Annotated in this window: 12 protein-coding genes; 10 read left to right on the top strand and 2 right to left on the bottom strand. The window is 48.7% G+C overall.

The annotated features are described in order from the left end of the window. The first annotated feature begins 63 nt into the window (after nucleotides 1-63). The 10 genes from J0M34_08350 (at nucleotide 64) to J0M34_08305 (ending at nucleotide 16076) form a co-directional block, all read left to right on the top strand. Nucleotides 64-312 carry a hypothetical protein gene (locus J0M34_08350; protein ID MBN8544258.1) on the top strand — a complete coding sequence of 83 codons (249 nt, stop codon included), beginning with the start codon at nucleotides 64-66 and terminating at the stop codon, nucleotides 310-312. Nucleotides 313-315: 3 nt separating this feature from the next. After that, nucleotides 316-882, top strand: coding sequence for a bifunctional DNA primase/polymerase (locus J0M34_08345; protein ID MBN8544257.1), 567 nt, complete (start codon nucleotides 316-318; stop codon nucleotides 880-882). Between the two features lies 1 nt (nucleotide 883). After that, entirely contained in the window at nucleotides 884-2623 is a 1740-nt protein-coding gene (locus J0M34_08340; protein MBN8544256.1) for a hypothetical protein, read from the top strand. Between the two features lie 329 nt (nucleotides 2624-2952). Beyond that, a complete protein-coding gene (locus J0M34_08335; GenBank protein ID MBN8544255.1) occupies nucleotides 2953-3114 on the top strand; it encodes a hypothetical protein in 162 nt (53 codons plus the stop codon). 46 nt (nucleotides 3115-3160) lie between these two features. After that, nucleotides 3161-4396 (top strand): site-specific integrase, encoded by a 1236-nt coding sequence (locus tag J0M34_08330; GenBank protein MBN8544254.1) that lies wholly within the window; start codon nucleotides 3161-3163, stop codon nucleotides 4394-4396. A 188-nt stretch (nucleotides 4397-4584) separates the two neighbouring features. Then, a complete protein-coding gene (locus tag J0M34_08325; protein ID MBN8544253.1) occupies nucleotides 4585-6234 on the top strand; it encodes an N-6 DNA methylase in 1650 nt (549 codons plus the stop codon). After that, nucleotides 6234-8957, top strand: coding sequence for a hypothetical protein (locus tag J0M34_08320; GenBank protein MBN8544252.1), 2724 nt, complete (start codon nucleotides 6234-6236; stop codon nucleotides 8955-8957). Before J0M34_08325 ends, J0M34_08320 begins: the two co-directional genes overlap by 1 nt. Continuing rightward, the gene (locus J0M34_08315) at nucleotides 8951-13309 is read left to right on the top strand and encodes a DEAD/DEAH box helicase (protein MBN8544251.1); all 4359 of its coding nucleotides are present in this window, start codon (nucleotides 8951-8953) and stop codon (nucleotides 13307-13309) included. The genes J0M34_08320 and J0M34_08315 overlap by 7 nt, the downstream gene beginning before the upstream one ends. Before the next feature lie 95 nt (nucleotides 13310-13404). After that, nucleotides 13405-15528, top strand: a complete 2124-nt coding sequence (locus J0M34_08310; protein MBN8544250.1) for a hypothetical protein — start codon at nucleotides 13405-13407, stop codon at nucleotides 15526-15528. Beyond that, entirely contained in the window at nucleotides 15525-16076 is a 552-nt protein-coding gene (locus J0M34_08305; protein ID MBN8544249.1) for a hypothetical protein, read from the top strand. Before J0M34_08310 ends, J0M34_08305 begins: the two co-directional genes overlap by 4 nt. A 112-nt stretch (nucleotides 16077-16188) precedes the next feature. Here the strand turns inward: J0M34_08305 and J0M34_08300 are convergent, their stop codons facing one another. Both J0M34_08300 and J0M34_08295 read right to left on the bottom strand, forming a co-directional pair. Continuing rightward, a complete protein-coding gene (locus tag J0M34_08300; GenBank protein ID MBN8544248.1) occupies nucleotides 16189-16641 on the bottom strand; it encodes a hypothetical protein in 453 nt (150 codons plus the stop codon). Then, nucleotides 16641-17000 carry a hypothetical protein gene (locus J0M34_08295; GenBank protein MBN8544247.1) on the bottom strand — a complete coding sequence of 120 codons (360 nt, stop codon included), beginning with the start codon at nucleotides 16998-17000 and terminating at the stop codon, nucleotides 16641-16643. Before J0M34_08295 ends, J0M34_08300 begins: the two co-directional genes overlap by 1 nt. Nucleotides 17001-17508 lie beyond the last annotated feature (508 nt).

Genomic DNA, 17508 nt, shown 5'->3' with positions numbered 1-17508 from the left:
ATGCGCTTGTCCGTCTTTCAGGAATTCGTCAGCGCATGTGCTCCTTCATAAAAGGAATTTATCATGCGTTTAGCTGTATCAGAATTGCCGGAGTCCCCAACACCGGAACAAACTTCCATAGAAAGACTACCCCTCGAAAAACGCCCGATGTGCATCCAAGCAGTCGTTGATGCAATCGGTTCACCCGATATCACCTATCCCAAACTGCAGCGTGCAGTAAAAGACGGATTGGTAAAATTTTCAACATTACAAAATGGCCGGAAACTCGTTCGCATCTGCGACGTGTTCAAGGCTATGGGCATAGAGGAATAGGCCATGACAGATTCTACTAGGCCCTTCGGCACATGGGCAAAAATCTATCGTGACCTCGGTCTCTCGCCAAGACCACTAAAATATCCCGGCGCAGATAGCAGAACGGGCAAGTTGCTCGGCAAAGCCTGTAAAGAAAGAGGGTGGCAACTTCCGGACTCGGAATTACCGCCGGGAACGGTAGAGAAATGGGATGCGCAATACGGGCATTACAATATTGGTCTGCTAATGGGCACTCCGCTACCAGATGGCACCTTGTTAGGCGCACTGGATATTGACCACGATCAATATGTACCTTTAGGGCGAGCATTGCTGGGCAACCCATCGTGCGGACGTGTCGGTAAAAAAGGTGCAGTGTATTTCGTTCGTTTCACCCCGCTCGAAGCCAAGGTGAAATATAAGGTCAAAGGTGAACAGAATGCTGCCTTCGGTCAAGTGGCTGAATTTCTGTTACAAAGAACACTCTGTGTCATTCCACCCAGCATCCATCCGGACATTGAGCAGCCTTACCGCTGGATAGGTACACCGCTCCACGAGATGGACTTCAATCAACTCCCTCTGATCGGAGAATAAGATGATACCCTCAATTTCTATAAAGCTGATCAAAACATGCTTTGAGAGCGAACATTACCCGGAATATTTCAAGGGCCACGACACTCACGACTCTAATATCAAATTCATCGCACAAATCGTAGCGCATACAAAAGATCGCGATTTCGTAAAACAACTCATCGCCAGTGGGTTGCCTGCTGGGTATGAGGGGAACGCACTGGAAGAAATTGATGCGGCAATGGAAGGCGCAATCGCAAAGAAATTCGATGAACGAGGTGTAAAGAACAATACCAAACAATCAGTATCTGGGATTCTACTCGGCTTAATCGAAGAGATGGAGGGCGTAGAACTATTTCACGACTCATTCAGCCGTACGTTTATTTCGATTAAAGAGAAGGAAAAAGGTAGAATCACTTACCCCCTTTCCTCTACGGCTGCACGATTATGGTTAAAAAAGACCTACTATCAACATCGGCAGGCTGCCATCCCAACCCAAGCCTTCAGCGAGACACTCGACACGCTTCATGCGAAGGCATTATTTGAAGGGCCAAAGAAGCAGGTTTTCCTTCGCACGGCTCGCCATGAAGAATCTGTTGTCGTCAATCTGGCGAATGATGCGGGACAAGTGGTCATCATCACACGGGAAGGCTATCGGGTTACAACAGATTCGCCGGTTATGTTTGTAAAATCCGCTGCGATGGATGCACTCCCTGTTCCGGAAGCGGGCGGCGACTTGAAAACACTGCAAACACTCCTCGGCCTTAGCAACCAAACCTTCTATCGGGTACTTACATTCATCATTAACTGCTTAAAACCTGAGGGACCATATCTGCTTCTCCTAACCGAGGGTGAACAAGGCAGCGGCAAAAGCTTCCTGTGTTTATTATTAAAATTGTTGATTGATCCTAGTCAAGCACCCAAGCTCCGCCTACCTGATAACGAACGCGATCTGATGATACAGGCCAAGGATAACTACCTGCTCGTCTTTGACAACGTATCTGGCATGAGAGGTAGCCTATCGGATGCTTTATGTAGTCTTTCGACTGGAGGTGGCTTCTCGGTACGCAAATTATATACCGATGATGAATCTCAAATCTTCAACGAGTGTCGTCCTTACATTCTCAATGGTATTACCGGCATCGCAAACCGGCCTGATCTACTGGAACGATCTGTGTCGATCAGATTGCCCACCATGCCAGAAGGCCAACGTAAGACCGAAGAAGAAATCTTGCAGCAATTTCACGAGTTGCGGCCATGCATTTTAGGTGCGTTGTTTGATATCATCGCCTGTGCGGTAGATAAGTTCAACGATGTCATCGCCCCTACCAGCGTTCGTATGGCAGATGCAGCGAAATGGATCGTAGCGGCAGAACCTGCCTTGGGAGTGCCAGAAGATACCTTGCTTCAAGCTCTGGAGTCTAGCCAGCATGACGTGACGGTAGAGCGCATGGCCAACAATTCGCTAGCCGTAGCTCTTGCTAAAACTGTGGAACGTAACGCTTACGAAGGCACTGTTGGAGACTTGTTTGATAGCCTAGATCATCAGCAGGGACGCGGTGATTGGGATTTTCCAGCAACTTCTGCACATCTTTCGCGCTCATTAGACCGCCTTCGGCCAGCTCTTGAGAAAACTGGCATCATGGTCGAGTTCGGAGAGAAAAAGCGAGATGGCAGGTATATCCGCATCTGGTTGTCCGAAGAAGGTACATTCGAAGAGGCCTGCAAAGTAAGGGGGGAAAAGAATGCCAAGAGTAAATGGTGATGTGACGACAGTGACGCTGAAGAATCGCCAGCAGCAGCATCACGAGCCGCGCTTTACAAGGCGAGTGATGCCCGTGACGACAGTGACGCTCATGCACACCTCTCGAAGAAAAAGAGGGCGTGTTGCACCACGTCTAGTTGTCGTGTTCTGTTCGTTGGCTTGCATACAACGAAGAGTGGCTTTCAAGGCATCACCAGCATCACTATCGTCACCATGTTTATCGGCAGGGCACTTGAAAGATGCCGCTGCGATCACGCTAATCGCCACGAAATGTATATCAAGCGCCACAGGTTTATTGTGCCAAGTGATTTCACTCAGAAAGGTACTTTATGACGAGCGAACAATTCGAAGTAGTGACTCCTCCCTCGTTAGGCGTGAGGCCAGGTCAAGACGGACGCGGTTTTTCGGGCTTCAGACCCATCTCGTTTGCACCCGCGTTTGCACCGCACAATCAGAATATTGTGCGCAATATATTCGGCGTGATTTCCTAAAGAGCCTGAGGTCGCAAGACCGGCTAACCTAACGAAAGCTTAAACAATGCGCATTCAAGTTAACATCACCAAACGCCATCAGCGGCGAAAACTAAATGACGGATCGGTCAAGGAATATGACCGTTACGTCGTCAATTACCGCAACCCAAAGACTGGGAAGCGTGTGCAGCAATTCTACGAGCGCCAGAAAGAGGCTCAAGCGGCGCAGCGCCAAATCCTCGTCGATCTCGATCAAGGTATTTTCTCGAACGAGAAGCAAAATTTGACGGTTGCCGAAGCCTACGATTACTGGATCAAGAATCGCAGCATGGAGATAAAGCGAATGACGTTGCGCGGGTACGGCTGTTACCTGAATTATATCGTCGGCCCGTTGCTCAGCGGGACGCCGAAACAACGGATGGCACACAAATTAACGGGTAAAATTCCACCCGACTGTCAGCTCGTCCCCATGCTGGGCGATATCAAAATCAGTGAACTAACTACAGCAGACATTCGTGCATGGCATCGTCAATTATCCGAAATGGTCGGCAGCTATTCGGCACGCCGTTCAATGCAGCGGCTGAAAACCATTCTTGGCTTAGCAGCAGAGGATTACAATTTGCGACCACCAGTCATGCCTGCGCGTCTAGGGCGGGGCAAGCGCAAGGAGAAGAAAGCTATATTATCACCGGGGCAAATCGCTTTGCTACTACGCGAGGCCAAGAAAGACCAGCGGTGGGGTATCTACTACGCCTTCCCCTTCATGGCTGGTACTCGGCCCTCTGAACAACTGGCCCTACATTGGGAGGACGTGGATTTCGAGCGTGGCTTCATCACAATCCGACGAATGATTGAACGCGATGGCGCCGTTACCAACTTTACCAAGACAGAGGCTGGTATGCGTGAGATACCTCTATGGAGTGATCTGCGCGAAGCGTTGCTGGGCTGGAAGAAGCGCTGCCCACGCAAGGATGGTGAACTCAAATTGGTATTCCCAGGATATGGAAAGAAGAACCAATGGCCCTGCCCTCAGCTTGGCGGCAATCCGATGCTCTATGTCAACTTCCGCAAACGCGTCTGGGCTCCGGCCTTCAAGCGGCTGGCGGCATTAAGTATCCCCTACGTCACTCCGCATAGCGCCCGTCACAGCTTCATTTCGACACTGCAAGAACGCGGCGTAGAAGTTGGATTAGTTGCTAAGATCGCTGGTCATTCCAACCCTGCGGTCACGTTATCGTACTACACGCATGCGGTACGCGGCGGACAGGATGCATTGGAAACGCTGAGTGAAGCCTTCACTTGAACGAGTAAGCGTTCGAAAGTTCAAATCCTTCCCCCCCACCAACATTCTTTCGAGATTTCTAAAAATATTGCCAATTCAGTCGGTTGCTAGAATTAGCCCCCTTAAAAGATTTATTGCCTTTTGCTCATCGAGATTTTTGCATATTACAAGTCTAGGTAGAACAACAAGACCAAACACACGGGTAAGCAATGGCGAAGAACGCAGATCTTCCATCTCAGGGGAGTGCTGTTAATGGCGACCTGCTGGTTCTTGCGCGACGCATAGCTAGCAGTTTACGCGAAGAAACATCAACGCCAACGCTACGGCTTAAACTGTGCAATCAGCTGCTGACAGGACAAATAAAAGAAGAACGCCTAAGGCTGTTATCAGAGCAAATCTTTGCGTTAAATATTGATGAACAGCATTATTGGGTTGGTACCTTTTATGCCTTACTGCTGTCGGCAGCCAAGCGGCGAGAACAAGCGACATACTTCACACCCCCTCATCTTGCTCAGTCAGTGGTGTCATTACTATTGAAGGAAGGATTCGATCTGCTGAAGCATTCAGCAATTGATCCGGCAGCGGGAGGAGCAGCATTTCTTTCCACGCTCGCCGCCGCTATGCGACTTAAAGGAGCAACGTCTGAGAGCATTGCTGAACGCTTGCAGGGTATAGAGATAGATGTTGGTTTGGCGAGGTTATCCGAAACTCTGATTTCAGATCGAATTGGTGGTTCGATAGAGTCTGGAGCAGTAGTATCCGTGGGCAACTCCTTAACTAGACGCACATTAGGTTCATTCGATTTGGTGCTTGCTAATCCACCTTATGGTCGACTCTCGCAAAATGAGATATCTGGCAAGGCATGGAAAAAGGTCTGCCATCCAGGCCATATCAATAAGTATGCGCTTTTTACAGAACTCTGCTTCCGCTTAGTGAAGCCAGGCGGTCTCGTTGGTCTGGTACTGCCTTCAAGTTTTATTGCAGGACCGCTTTACAATCTATTGCGGAGTTACATGCGAGAACAAGGTGAAATCCTCATCGTAGGTTCCGTGCTTGATCGACAAAATGTTTTCGCGGAAGTGGATCAAGACATATCTGTAATTATAGCGCGTGCAGGCGTGTCTCATGCTCCGGATGCAAATGTTGTGTTTGGTAGCTTCCCCGGACTAAAAACTTTCAAAGCCGATGCGGCGACTAAATTGCCGAAGGCACCTAGTGATCCATGGAGTCTTCCAGCAGGTACTGCTGGCCTGGCAGTTGGTGGCGCTACGCTTGCTGACTATGGTGCAACCGTCCGCTCTGGTTATTTCGTATGGAATCGTGAGCAGGATCGGATGGTCAAGAGTACACGGAGTAAATCGACAGTACCATTGATCTGGGCACAGAATATTAAGGTTGGTAAATTTTGCATGCCTAAAGCGAAGAAACGTCGAGGAATAGATTTCGTAAAATTTCCAACAACAAAGAATTCCGCGATCATCCGTTCTAACGCGATCATTATTCAACGAACTACAAATAATTCTCAATTGAGACGACTGATAGCGGCCCGTATTTCGCCTTCCATTTTAAGAAAATGGGGAGGTTTTATAACAGAGAATCACACCATTGTTATAACCGCGCCTGATATTAAAACTTTGGACAATCTCTGCATACTGCTTAACTCAGCAGCTGTTGACGCTCGCTATCGCCCTCTGTCTGGTACCGCAAGTATATCCGTTTCATTACTGCGTAGCTTAGATTTACCTTCTCCGGACTCCCTGGCTGTAGCCCTTTCGACTATAAATGATGGTGAAAAAGCAGTCTTGAAAGCCTATTCCATTTCCTCACAGCAACTTGCGCTGTCGACGGCGGTGGCATAATGGCAAAATCCACATCGCAGCCATGGTCAACACGCCGCGAGCAAGCACAAGTCGCAAAAAAAGCGACATTGAATATTTACCATGAAGCAGCAGCTAAGCGTGTTGAAGAGCAACGATTAAAAGAAGAACTGCAAAAAGCACGACCTATACGAAATAGAGAACGTCACAAGGCTGCTTTGAAAGGCATTCCGTTTCTGCGCCCAGGGCAAAAAGAGAAATTAACCGTTTCTCACACATATGCCAGCTTGGCGGATATTGCTATAGAAGCAATCAACGAACAACGCCGTGAAGCTGTTCTATGTTGGCCAAATTGTGAACCATCAGCTGCTGCGGTTACAGCATTACTTGCTATGGCAGATTGCGAAGCTGCCGAACGGGTAAAGCATGGGCAGCACGATAGTTTTGCTGCACCTCATGGTCTCCGAGCTCTGGTTTATCCCTACGCAAGAACGATGCGTTATCCTTTACGACATATCTACATCGAAAAAAATCACCTAGCGTCGGTTCATACCAAACATCAAATTCGTGGGATGGAGGCTGACGATCATCCGGCATTTGCAGACTATCATAAAACAATAGCGCGAGTGAGTAAATTACCCAACCAATCTGTTGAAGAGGCAGGTTATCCAGAATCTTGCAGCCCATGCCTCGATGAACTGTTACCGTCCGGTTCGTTTCGGAGTGGGAGCGGGCAACTATCGCTTCTATGGAAGACAGCTAATAAGACTGATCTAAAAAAAATTAGTAGGACGTATGCAGCGGACATTCATACACAGGCCAAATTTTACCTGTTTGAACAACGGGCTCCCGATCCACTACCAAAAAAAGACCTTCTGGCGACCCTTGACGTAGTATTTCTTGATATGACCCACTCTGGCCGTAATCGGTTAGGGCAGGATTGGGCTACGCATGTCAGGGATTTTGTGAATGCTCTTGAGAATAGTTGCGAAGGACTACCGATCGTTGCGTTAACGGAAGACCCTTGGACATTTGACCAGTTACGATTCCGTATATTGCAGAAGGGATCGAAGCAAAGTAGACAGCCATCTTCTTCATCCGTTATCTTGGCGGATCAGCCAGATATCATATTACCCCCGCAGTCTACTACCCCCGCATATGCTTGCGTTGAGAAGTGCGAGGTTTACGGTTTTGGCGGCAACACCCAAGCAGCCGTGCAATATATTCGCGAAGCGCGTCGGAAGGCTCTTAAACTTGGCGACAAGATAAACGCAGATCGGTTAACACAGCTGAGCATTATTTTACGTCGCTGCATGTCACTTCCAGGTTCCCAGCTTCAGTTAAGCAATTACATAAGCAAAGAAATCGGGGCTCAGGCGGCGGCTGACCTGATGACTATTTACCATCCGGCTGCTTTAGTAAGAGAAATCCAAGACTCTCAGGAAGCTTGGACACAGCTTGAACGTCAAGAATCCACGAAACTGTGCGAAGAAATTACCAACATTTGGGAAAATTCTACGCGTATTACGCCGATGGCGGGCCTACTAAGAGATGTGCTTGAGCGCTTCCTACGGACCAGTTCACGTACAGCAGTTATCTTTCGCAAGGATATGATTGCTGACTTTGCTGAACACACACTCTGTAACGATGAAAAGATTGGTGGAGACATAGGTCGACGCCTTGAAAAAAGGATGCTTCTGTTTCTTGATCGTGCCGGATTTGATGACCTGGAAGGCTTGGCACAAGCGGAACGCAACTATATTAAAACACTCATAATTGTTGCACCGACTCGCTCTACACTGCTTTCTTTAATGGCAAGAGCGTGGTTGCCAGAAAATATCATTATCTTGGCTGATAACGATATGTTGGAAAGCGCTGCTCAGGATGCGCATCGTATTGCTGCGTTTCCTGCTTTTGAAGCCATCAAAGCGCGAATGGAACAATTTGCGTCGCAAGTTTTTGACTCTCTTCTTCGTAACTCGAATCGATCGCTTGTCTTTGACCCACAGGTCGAATTGATCGACGACATCGATTTTCCTATCAATCAGCACATAGACCTTGTTGGCAACACGGCATCTGACCAAGTAGTTGTTGAATTGGTATTTGAGAGTGGGCAGAAGATTCTCGCGAGGCCCAAAACAAAGATTGTGATCCATGACAAATCACAAGCGTTAACGACATTCAGAGAAGTCGAAGCAAGGCACATTGAACCAGGAGAGCATGTCTGTGTTATTGGTGACGCGTTCTTGGAAATGGCTCGTCCGTTGCTTAACATTACAGTGAGGGCTGCTGAAGAAATTCGAGACTATCACTCACTAGTGCTCGAAAAATTTAATGCCTTGCCGGGCGATACTGTAAGGCAACGGCTGGAATATCTGGTCAGCACGATGAATTTTCCTGAAGTTTCAGTGCAACGTGCTAGTTATTGGGTTGACTTACAAGAGCAGCAAGAAGTTCCACTTAAAGACGTTATTGCGCATGCCCCGCAAGACTACAAAACGTTCTTGGCATTTATGTCGGTTCTATCCGTTTCGGAAACAATGGCTCGTCATTATTGGACCTGGGCTGTCATTGCACAGCGCACTGGTCGCATGCGGGCAGCTATGGCCTTTCACGACGCTTATCGCAGCATTCTTGTGGATGGGTACGCCGCTGAATCAGATCACCCTGATCGTGCACGTGATATAAGGCGTTTAAAGGCAGTAGCAGAAGATTTTGTCAGCGTTGTCAGTCTGAAGAAAGAACATAAAGGTAAGCCATGCTAGAAATGGACACAGGCCAGTTACGTAGTATCGATCAAGAACTTAAAGAGGCCGTGTGCAATGCGCTGGTTAATCTTACGGTCGAACGGGTTACTGGAGGCGGTGAGCAAGGAGAAATTCTTTATGGTATATCGCCTCGACGCTCGATTGTTTCTGGACAACTACTCCCAAGATTCGATCAAACAGGACAAAGCGATGAAAGTTCTGATATTCGCATAGCCGCAATTGGAATGGATTTTCAAGTAGCCAGCGGTAGAAACGCCGAACTGACCGTTACGCCGCAATTTTCTATTTATGTGCGTGTCCTGCCAGATTGGCGGGAATTGCAGGATGAGAATCTTGGCCTTGATATCGAATTCAAACTGCGGCGACAAATTCAGCAAAATATTAACGCCAGAACCCAGCAGATTCGCACAGACCGCTTCACAGCAGCAGGGGTTAACAATCCGGCATGGACGACATTAACTCCTGAGCAAAAACAAGCTGTTCGCATACGCCGTAATGAAATTTCTAGAGAAGCGACGGTTGAAGCATATCGAGAACAGGGCATTTTGCTTCAGCAGGAAGATACCGGGCTCGTCGAAGCAGAGAATCCTGCTGAGATATTAAGTGAGCAACCGCAAGATGGCCCGCCAGCAGCAAACGATTCCGATGGGACTGCAAGATTAAGAATGGGGCGGTTGCTGCAGAGAAACCGTGTCATTCCATTTGGACTTCTCGATTCTGCCAATCCGCCTTCTAAATGGCGCAGGATCGATCTAACGTTACCTATATTTACTTGGCAGCAAGAAGTTGACGAAGCCACATTGCAAGATCAAATTCGTGAGTATGCTCAGCGCATGCGGCAAGTAGCATTGCAGCAGGTTACTGATTGGCTTGCATCGCCGCAAGGGGCACACGAAGCTTGGCGCAATATCCCGGTTCAGCCGGTTGACGGTCAGACTGAGCAAGACTGGCTTAATTACAGAACACGTGCTGCGTTGACACCAGTTCCGATTGCACAACTACTACCGAAGCTGGATCAACTAACCATACAAATTGATCGGCTTGTAGACTACATTGATCCTTCAAGAACATCCATCCGTGTGACCTTAGACAACCGCACTGCTGAATTGGGAGGCAGAGAAAGCATCCATCGTTCGGAAACTGTGTTCTGCACCCAGCTTTCAGTTAGGTTGCCAACCAGTCTACACCAGCCACTGCGCTTGGATCGAGTCGAACCATCATATCGTTTCAGGCATTTTCTTACTTACCATGCAATCGGCTTAAATTGTGGCATTATCAATCAGGTGCATGGAGAGGCGCTGACATTGCAGACCACATGGTCGCCGCGTTTTGTTCAACCTCGTATTATGCCGCGCGACATTACCGGTCTGCCGGTAGCCTTTTCGCAATTGGCAGACGAGGCAACGTCCATTGGCGATCTTCTCAGATTGCCACGCGATTATGAAGCCTGGGTTGCTCAAGAAGAGGAACGTCTGCGTGATGCTGTCAGAGAAGGACTGGAACGTGAAGAAGCCGATATAGAGAGCCGACGCTTGACAACCGACTTACAAGGGCAACGCTTAGAAGCTCAATATATTGAGCGCGGTATCCGTCTTTTGGAAGAATCGCAACAAGCCTACCGAGCACTTACTGCGGAGCGCCATCCTGAACGACGTAAAGAGTTGGAACGACGTGCCACTGCTTACCGAGCTTGGCTTTATACCAACCAATCTTTTTTGCGCCGTGAAAAAGGAAACCCCACGCGTGGATGGAGACTCTTCCAGCTGGCCTTCGTTCTCGCACATATTCCCACGTTTGCGTCACGAATGCAGGAATATAGTAATTACCATGATGCCGCTATCGATGAAGAACAGGCAAGCTTACTCTACTTTCCAACTGGCGGCGGAAAGTCTGAAGCATTCTATGGAACGTTGGTTTATGCGATGTTTCTAGACAGATTACGTGGTAAGGAGCGCGGCGTTACCGCAATGGTACGTTATCCACTGCGACTTTTGACGCTACAACAGGGTCAACGTCTTTTAAAATTGATCGTACAAGCCGAAATCCTACGACGGGAACTGAATCTCGGCACGTGGCCCTTCGAAATTGGATTCTGGGTGGGGAGTACTAATACTCCTAATAGATACACATCTGTGCAACCCTCAGTCGTTCCACGTGTAGAAGATGCTGCTCATCCTGATGATACGCGCTTAGAAGCCAGTGATCCTAGTTTTAACGAAGAAGAACGCAAAAACGCAGCAAGCTATTGTGAATTTAAATTGGCCTACAATAAAGTTCCTGAATGCCCAGTCTGCCGTTCAGCTACTGGCCTACGACGCTTCGAAGCGGGAGGGCCTACGGCAAAACGGCTCGGAATTGTGTGCTTTGATACTACCTGCGAATACAATCGTAGTCATAATGAGCCTACACCTCTGCCATTTCTTCTGACTGATGACACTATCTATGCTCGTGCTCCTTCGATTGTGCTTGGCACCATTGATAAAATGGCAATGCTGGGCCATTCGCCGTCGACGATCCGACAGGTCATGGGTATGTTTGGCATGGCACGCGGCATGGGGCCAACAGGCCACTTATACTCGCCGACAGCTACTACGAACATACTGGCGGATATGAGCAATGGTGGCTATCAACCTGTCTTCCCCGCATTTCGTGCTGGCCAACGTGTATTCTTTGATCCATTCCCATCACTAATTATCCAGGATGAGGCCCATTTGCTTGAAGAGAGCTTGGGAACATTTAGCGGCTTATTCGATACGTTATTCGAATCAATCTTACGGCAAATCAATCAAATTGCTGGATCGGACCTGTCTGTGGCTTGTACAGGATCAGACGGGATCACGCCGCGCATGCCAAAGATCATTGCTGCAACCGCGACGATTTCCAATCCCGAACGACAGCTAGAAGTTCTTTACCAACGAGGAGCATTACGATTCCCATATCCGGGACCCGATATTTACCGATCGTTTTTCGCCGGTCCCGCTAATGCTCCGGCTATTAACGCGGAACGCATAGCTTTGGAAAATGAACTACCATTGCACGTATCCCCCGAATTAACGGCACCATGGATGCGTTTATTCGTTTCAGTTATGACCAACGATGCTACACATACTGTGACAGCGGTCACAGTGCTCAGCGCTTTTCACACAATCATCACTAAAATATGGCGAGGCTTGCTCGATCCGCAGCAGCGGATGCAAACCATAGAAGTACTGCGCAGCATGCAAGGTTCCGACATTACGGGATCATGGCGACAATTGGCGATTGAGCGAGCGATCAGTGAGCAGCGCGAAAATGAGATAATGGCTCTTATCGACCTACATCGCATTGCCCTAACATACGTCACCAACAAAAAAGGCGGTGACCAAGTTATGGATGCATTGGATACTGCTGTTCTCCAGCGACATCGTGCAGAGCATGAGCCGTTGGATGGGTTCATTAGTCGGTTGATCTCAGGTGGCATTGATATCAAAGAAATCCAAGAAATTATGGAGCAGGCAGAACGGGCAGCACCTGGGCAACCTTATACAGAGGTAGTGGAAAAGATACGCAATATTGTAGCCACCTCAGCCATTAGTCATGGGGTAGATGTAGATCGTTTCAACAGCATGTTCTTTGCGGGCCTGCCTTCCGATATTGCTGAATATATTCAAGCCTCTAGTCGTGTTGGTAGAACGCATGTCGGTTTTGTCATTTTAGTCCCCACACCCCAAAGCCGCCGTGATCGCTACGTGGTTGAGACGCATGATATTTTCCATCGGTTTCTTGAGCGTATGATCTCTCCTCCGGCGGTTGAACGTTGGGCAGAAAACGCCATCAGACGTGTGTTAGCTTCAGTGACGCAGTCATGGGGAATTTTGAAAGAGAACGCTCTTTTCGTTGCCGCCACAGACGATCGTAAAAGCCAAGTGGAGTCTTATGATTTGACTTCTACATTTACAGCACTGACACAGCGCGGGTTGATTAATTTCGCTGATGACTTGGGAGGTTTTGTTTTGCAATCCATTGGTTTCTTTGGTCGCGGAACCAGCCATAACGGTGCACCTGTTTATGACGATTTGTACCGTTCCCTGATTGATGGAGAAGTAATGAAATTTGGCACACGTATACGTGAAAACCTAACTCCTACAGTATTGCGTGAATTCTGGAAAGATTCTCGTACTCCATTTCGACCTCCCATGACATCGCTGCGTGATGTCGACGAGGCAGGTATTATCACGGCAGGTGCCTATGATGGAATGCGTCAAAGTCGGATTAACTTGGATCAGGTCGGCGAAATTATGCGTGCCATACGAAGTCAGCGCGGTACGGTTGCCGAAACGGACTCAGAACAAGATGGGGAAGCGGCATGACGAGTCAAACAAATCGCCAGAATTGGCGCAACAGATCAACAAACACAGTAAGGCCATACGCGGGTACTCAAACCACGCCGCCTAAAGCGCCTATAATGGCACGTTCTCGCGTTCAGCTTGCGACCACTTATGCGCCAGGCGTTCTATTCACCTGGGAAGGTGCAAAAGGTATTTGCAGATCAGTACCTATTGATCGCGCCACTCCGCCCATTGAAGAAGCAACGCAATTATTAATTTTCGACGGCATCAAAGAGATCGCATCGAACTGGCTCCAGCGGGCATCAACTATTCGCACGCCTGATGCAGTACCCATGCAACTGATGCTGGATGATGTTTTCTATAACCCAAGGACATACGAGGTTGAGGTGGATCGAATGCAGCATTTTCAGCTGAACGATCCAGGCGTCATGGGTTACGTTCCCTATCCTTTGCTTTATCAGTGTGCCCATTGTGATTATCTCCAAGAATATGAGTCAATCGAGGAGCAAAGTAGAAGACCATTGCCGTTACATTGCCATGGCCATGAAGCACGCTGGACGCAGGTTGATGTAGTTTATGTCCATTGGTCGGGTGCACTCGAACCGCTAAGCCCTTACCGGTATAACTACGATACGACGCGGCAGGTAGTAACCCGCATTAGACAGTGCCAGTGTGGAAGCCAAGACTTCCAATTAAAAAGGAGGGGCAATATCTTCGCCACCTGGCAATTCGTTTGCGAAGGCTGTGGCGACACGCGTGATCTCAAGCAACCAGAACCTGTAACATTGGGCATCTTAGAGCGCGAGCAGCAAGGTGGTGGGCGAAACTTTGAACGTATTGAAGTGAATATGCTGCCAGTTTCCTATCGCGCTAATGCCGCGTTTTATCCTCAGAAAGGTTCGTTCATCGAGTTTCGTGACCGAAGCGTGGTCGAGCTGCTGTTGCCACAACGCCAGAATGAGCTTCTTCAGCGTGTGGCAGAAATTCATGGATTTGCATTTACCTCACCCTCAGAGAACGAAATTGTTGAGGCACTGCAGGCAGTAAGTCGGGAAGCTGAATGGCAAGAGTACGGAGAAATTCTCCAGCTGGCAGCTAACGCCCAGCAGCGCGGACAAACAGCACGTGCGGACGAGCGGCGTCAGGAAGCTGCTGAGCTTAGAGAAGGCTGGTACCGTGACGGAATTATTCAACGCGGACAGGTCCAAAGTCCAGCACTTGTCGCTGCAGTTGTGCAACGCGAAGGATGGGCTCGTCGCTACGATCCCATTCGACTAACTATCGAGCATGACCGATTCCGTGTGGAACATATTCAAGAACGTCGTACTTCTCATGAAGCAGTTGATGTAATGCAGCCAGATCGGTTGATTTGTGATGCGGTTGGTAACCCTGATGCTATGGCCCGCTACCAGTCAGATACGGGATCGCTTCTGAATCGAATCGGATTCGAACAAGTGACATTGATCCGTGGCTTGCCCATTTGTGAGTTTAGTTTTGGTTTCTCTCGCGTTTCGTCGACGCCAGTATATCAACGAGAATTTAATAATAGGTCGGTGGCTATGCCGGTTAAGTTAAACGCTTTTCCAAGGCTACCAAATAATCGACATCCTGTGTATGTCACGCAACAAAAGAATGAGGCGCTTTATTTCCGTTTGAATGAGGAGCGGGTTCGGCGTTGGCTAGTAGCTAACGACATCACGAATGTTCCTGTGAATCAGGGAATCGGCGCAGCTTATTTAGAAAGTTACCAGGATTTCCGCCCGTTCTTGGATCGTTTCAAGAATCGTGAAGGGCAAGGTGGTACGCAGCGGTTTTTGGCCGATTACACATACTTACTTCTTCATAGCATGGCGCATCAGGTCATGCATGCATTGGCTGATGTATCGGGTTTGGATAGTGATGGATTGGGTGAATATATATTTCCGGCTGATCTAGCCTTTGTCGTTTATCGAAAAGGTATGACGCAAGATTTGGGCAATATTTCTGCTATGTGGCGCAACAATCACTTAGAATTTTTGCGGCGTATGTTAGATTCACGATTGCTACGTTGCGGCTCCGGGTCTCTTTGCGACAGCAGAGGCGGAGCATGCCCAGCTTGCATCATGGTATCCGAAGTTACCTGTATTACCAGCAATCAACTGCTTTCCCGCGCAGCACTTCGCGGTGGTCCAGCACCAAACTGGGAGCCTCAGAACAGTTCAGCGTTAATCGGTTTCTTCGATCCAATGGTGATGTCATGACAGAATCGTTAATTGCTCCTTCAGCTCGCGCACGCTTTGTTGTTACCCTACCACCTGAGCCCAGCCGTATTGCTGAGCAACTCCAACGTGCTTCCGGTGCCTCCTTTACAACGTTAACCGATACCCAAGATGCCTTTCTCCATTTAGCGAGTCGAGCACGCGATAGACTAGTCATTATGACCCCTTTCATTGACAATGCTGGTGCCGCATGGGCAACCGACCTATTCGAAGCCACCCTGGCACCACGAAAAGAGTTGGTTGTGCGGGACATGGAACAGTTGGATGCATGCTCTCAAGTCGAGCGGTTGCGAGCAGCTATTACTGGATGTCATGCATATCGATTTGCTGGTGAGCACGCGGGGCAACCTTCCGAGACCTTTCATGCAAAGATCGTTCTAGCGGATGGTGTCGCTGCCTATGTGGGATCAGCCAATTTTCTTTATCGTTCCAAAGAAACCAACCTTGAGTGTGGCTTTCTCTTAGAAGGAGACGCTGTTGCGCCAGTAGCAACCTTGGTTGAGGCTGTACTCGGCATGTTTACACCTTAGGCTGCATTATGGTAATAGGTTAACTTGCAGCAAGTAGGCCTATTCAGCCATATCTAAGCAAGAAGTGCTTCCGATAATAGGGTGTTATCGGAAGTAATTTACTTAGTATGTTTTAACGGTAGGCACTCAGCGGCTGCGCCTTTATTACTTGGCCATATCGAATCGTGAACCATCCGCCGTCTAGTATGGTTGCTCCGAAAGCGTTCTTACCGCGATAGGAGCAACTTACTAGCCAGCCCTGTTTGGTGTGGCGCACTTCCCCGCAGCCTTCCATCTCAAGACTGCCGGGATCGTTCATGACCTGCTCAAGATATATCTCGACCGGGATATACCTGTGTCGTGAACCAGTTTGTTCTGGTGGCGCACCGAATTGATCGACTAGTTTCTGCATTTCAGATGAATACGTGACTTGCTCGGCCTGTTTTGGAGCTGGCGAGCTGGGATGGTCATAGGTGCGGAACATATAAACTATGAAGGCAACCATCCCGACACAGATCCAGAACGCAGGACGCCGTAGCGTACGTTTTATATCTTGCATGGTGATAGGCTGAACCTCCTCTGACATCAACGCGCTCCTTCGCACTGCTTGGCTGTCCTGACAACTTCGAGTGAGTGGTTGGGAATAGGTCCGAACATGTAGGCTACGCCGTAAGTAGACACCTCGGTTTTCCCCTGCCCTACATCGCGAAAGTCGGCACGACTGATCTCTTGTATGCTATTCGTGCCGGGAGCAGCTTGCCCTATGCTGTATGTATCTGAACCGGGTCGATGAAAAATCGGTCGGCCACTTTGGGCCTCCGAAACACAATGGGCGAGTTCTTTAGCAGACTGGTTAAATATTTCTCGCTGCCACGGTTCTTTATTCCAAGCATCAGGACCGACACATCCGGCGATTAGTACAGGTAAAATTAGCAGTTTCTTCATGACCAACTCCCTTATTGAGGTAGATCGGCCACCAACATTTCTGATGGTGACCGGGGAGTTTAGAAACCGCGTTAAGACGGTCGCATTGGCCTTTAGCCGTGAGGCCTGGACATGCGCCAATGCCTCCCCGACCATAAGGTTGGAGAGGCACCATTACGGCTGGTACCAACCGCTTAACGTGAGGTTCTAACGCCCCAGAACTCGACAAATGCCTTGTTCCAACAATGATTTAATCATGCCGTGAGGCCGGGGTCAATTATTCAACAAATTCAGATGTTCTCGACAATTAAAGAATTAGCCTATTCATATGATTACGTTAATATCCGCGGTCAAAGGAGATAGGTGTGGGAAATTTTACGGAAGCGGATATCAAAACCAAATACATCCTACCTGCCATTCAGGCAGCTGGCTGGGATCTGCAGACACAGGTACGAGAAGAAGTCTCATTTACCCATGGTCGCATCATTGTACGCGGCAAGATGGCTGACCCTCTGCGACAAACTCGAAG

The sequence above is a fragment of the Alphaproteobacteria bacterium genome (assembly GCA_017302575.1).
GTDB lineage: Bacteria > Pseudomonadota > Alphaproteobacteria > Rickettsiales > UBA3002 > JAFLDD01.
The sequence above is the reverse complement of the archived record's forward strand: the minus strand, read 5'-3'. Positions and strand labels throughout refer to the sequence as shown.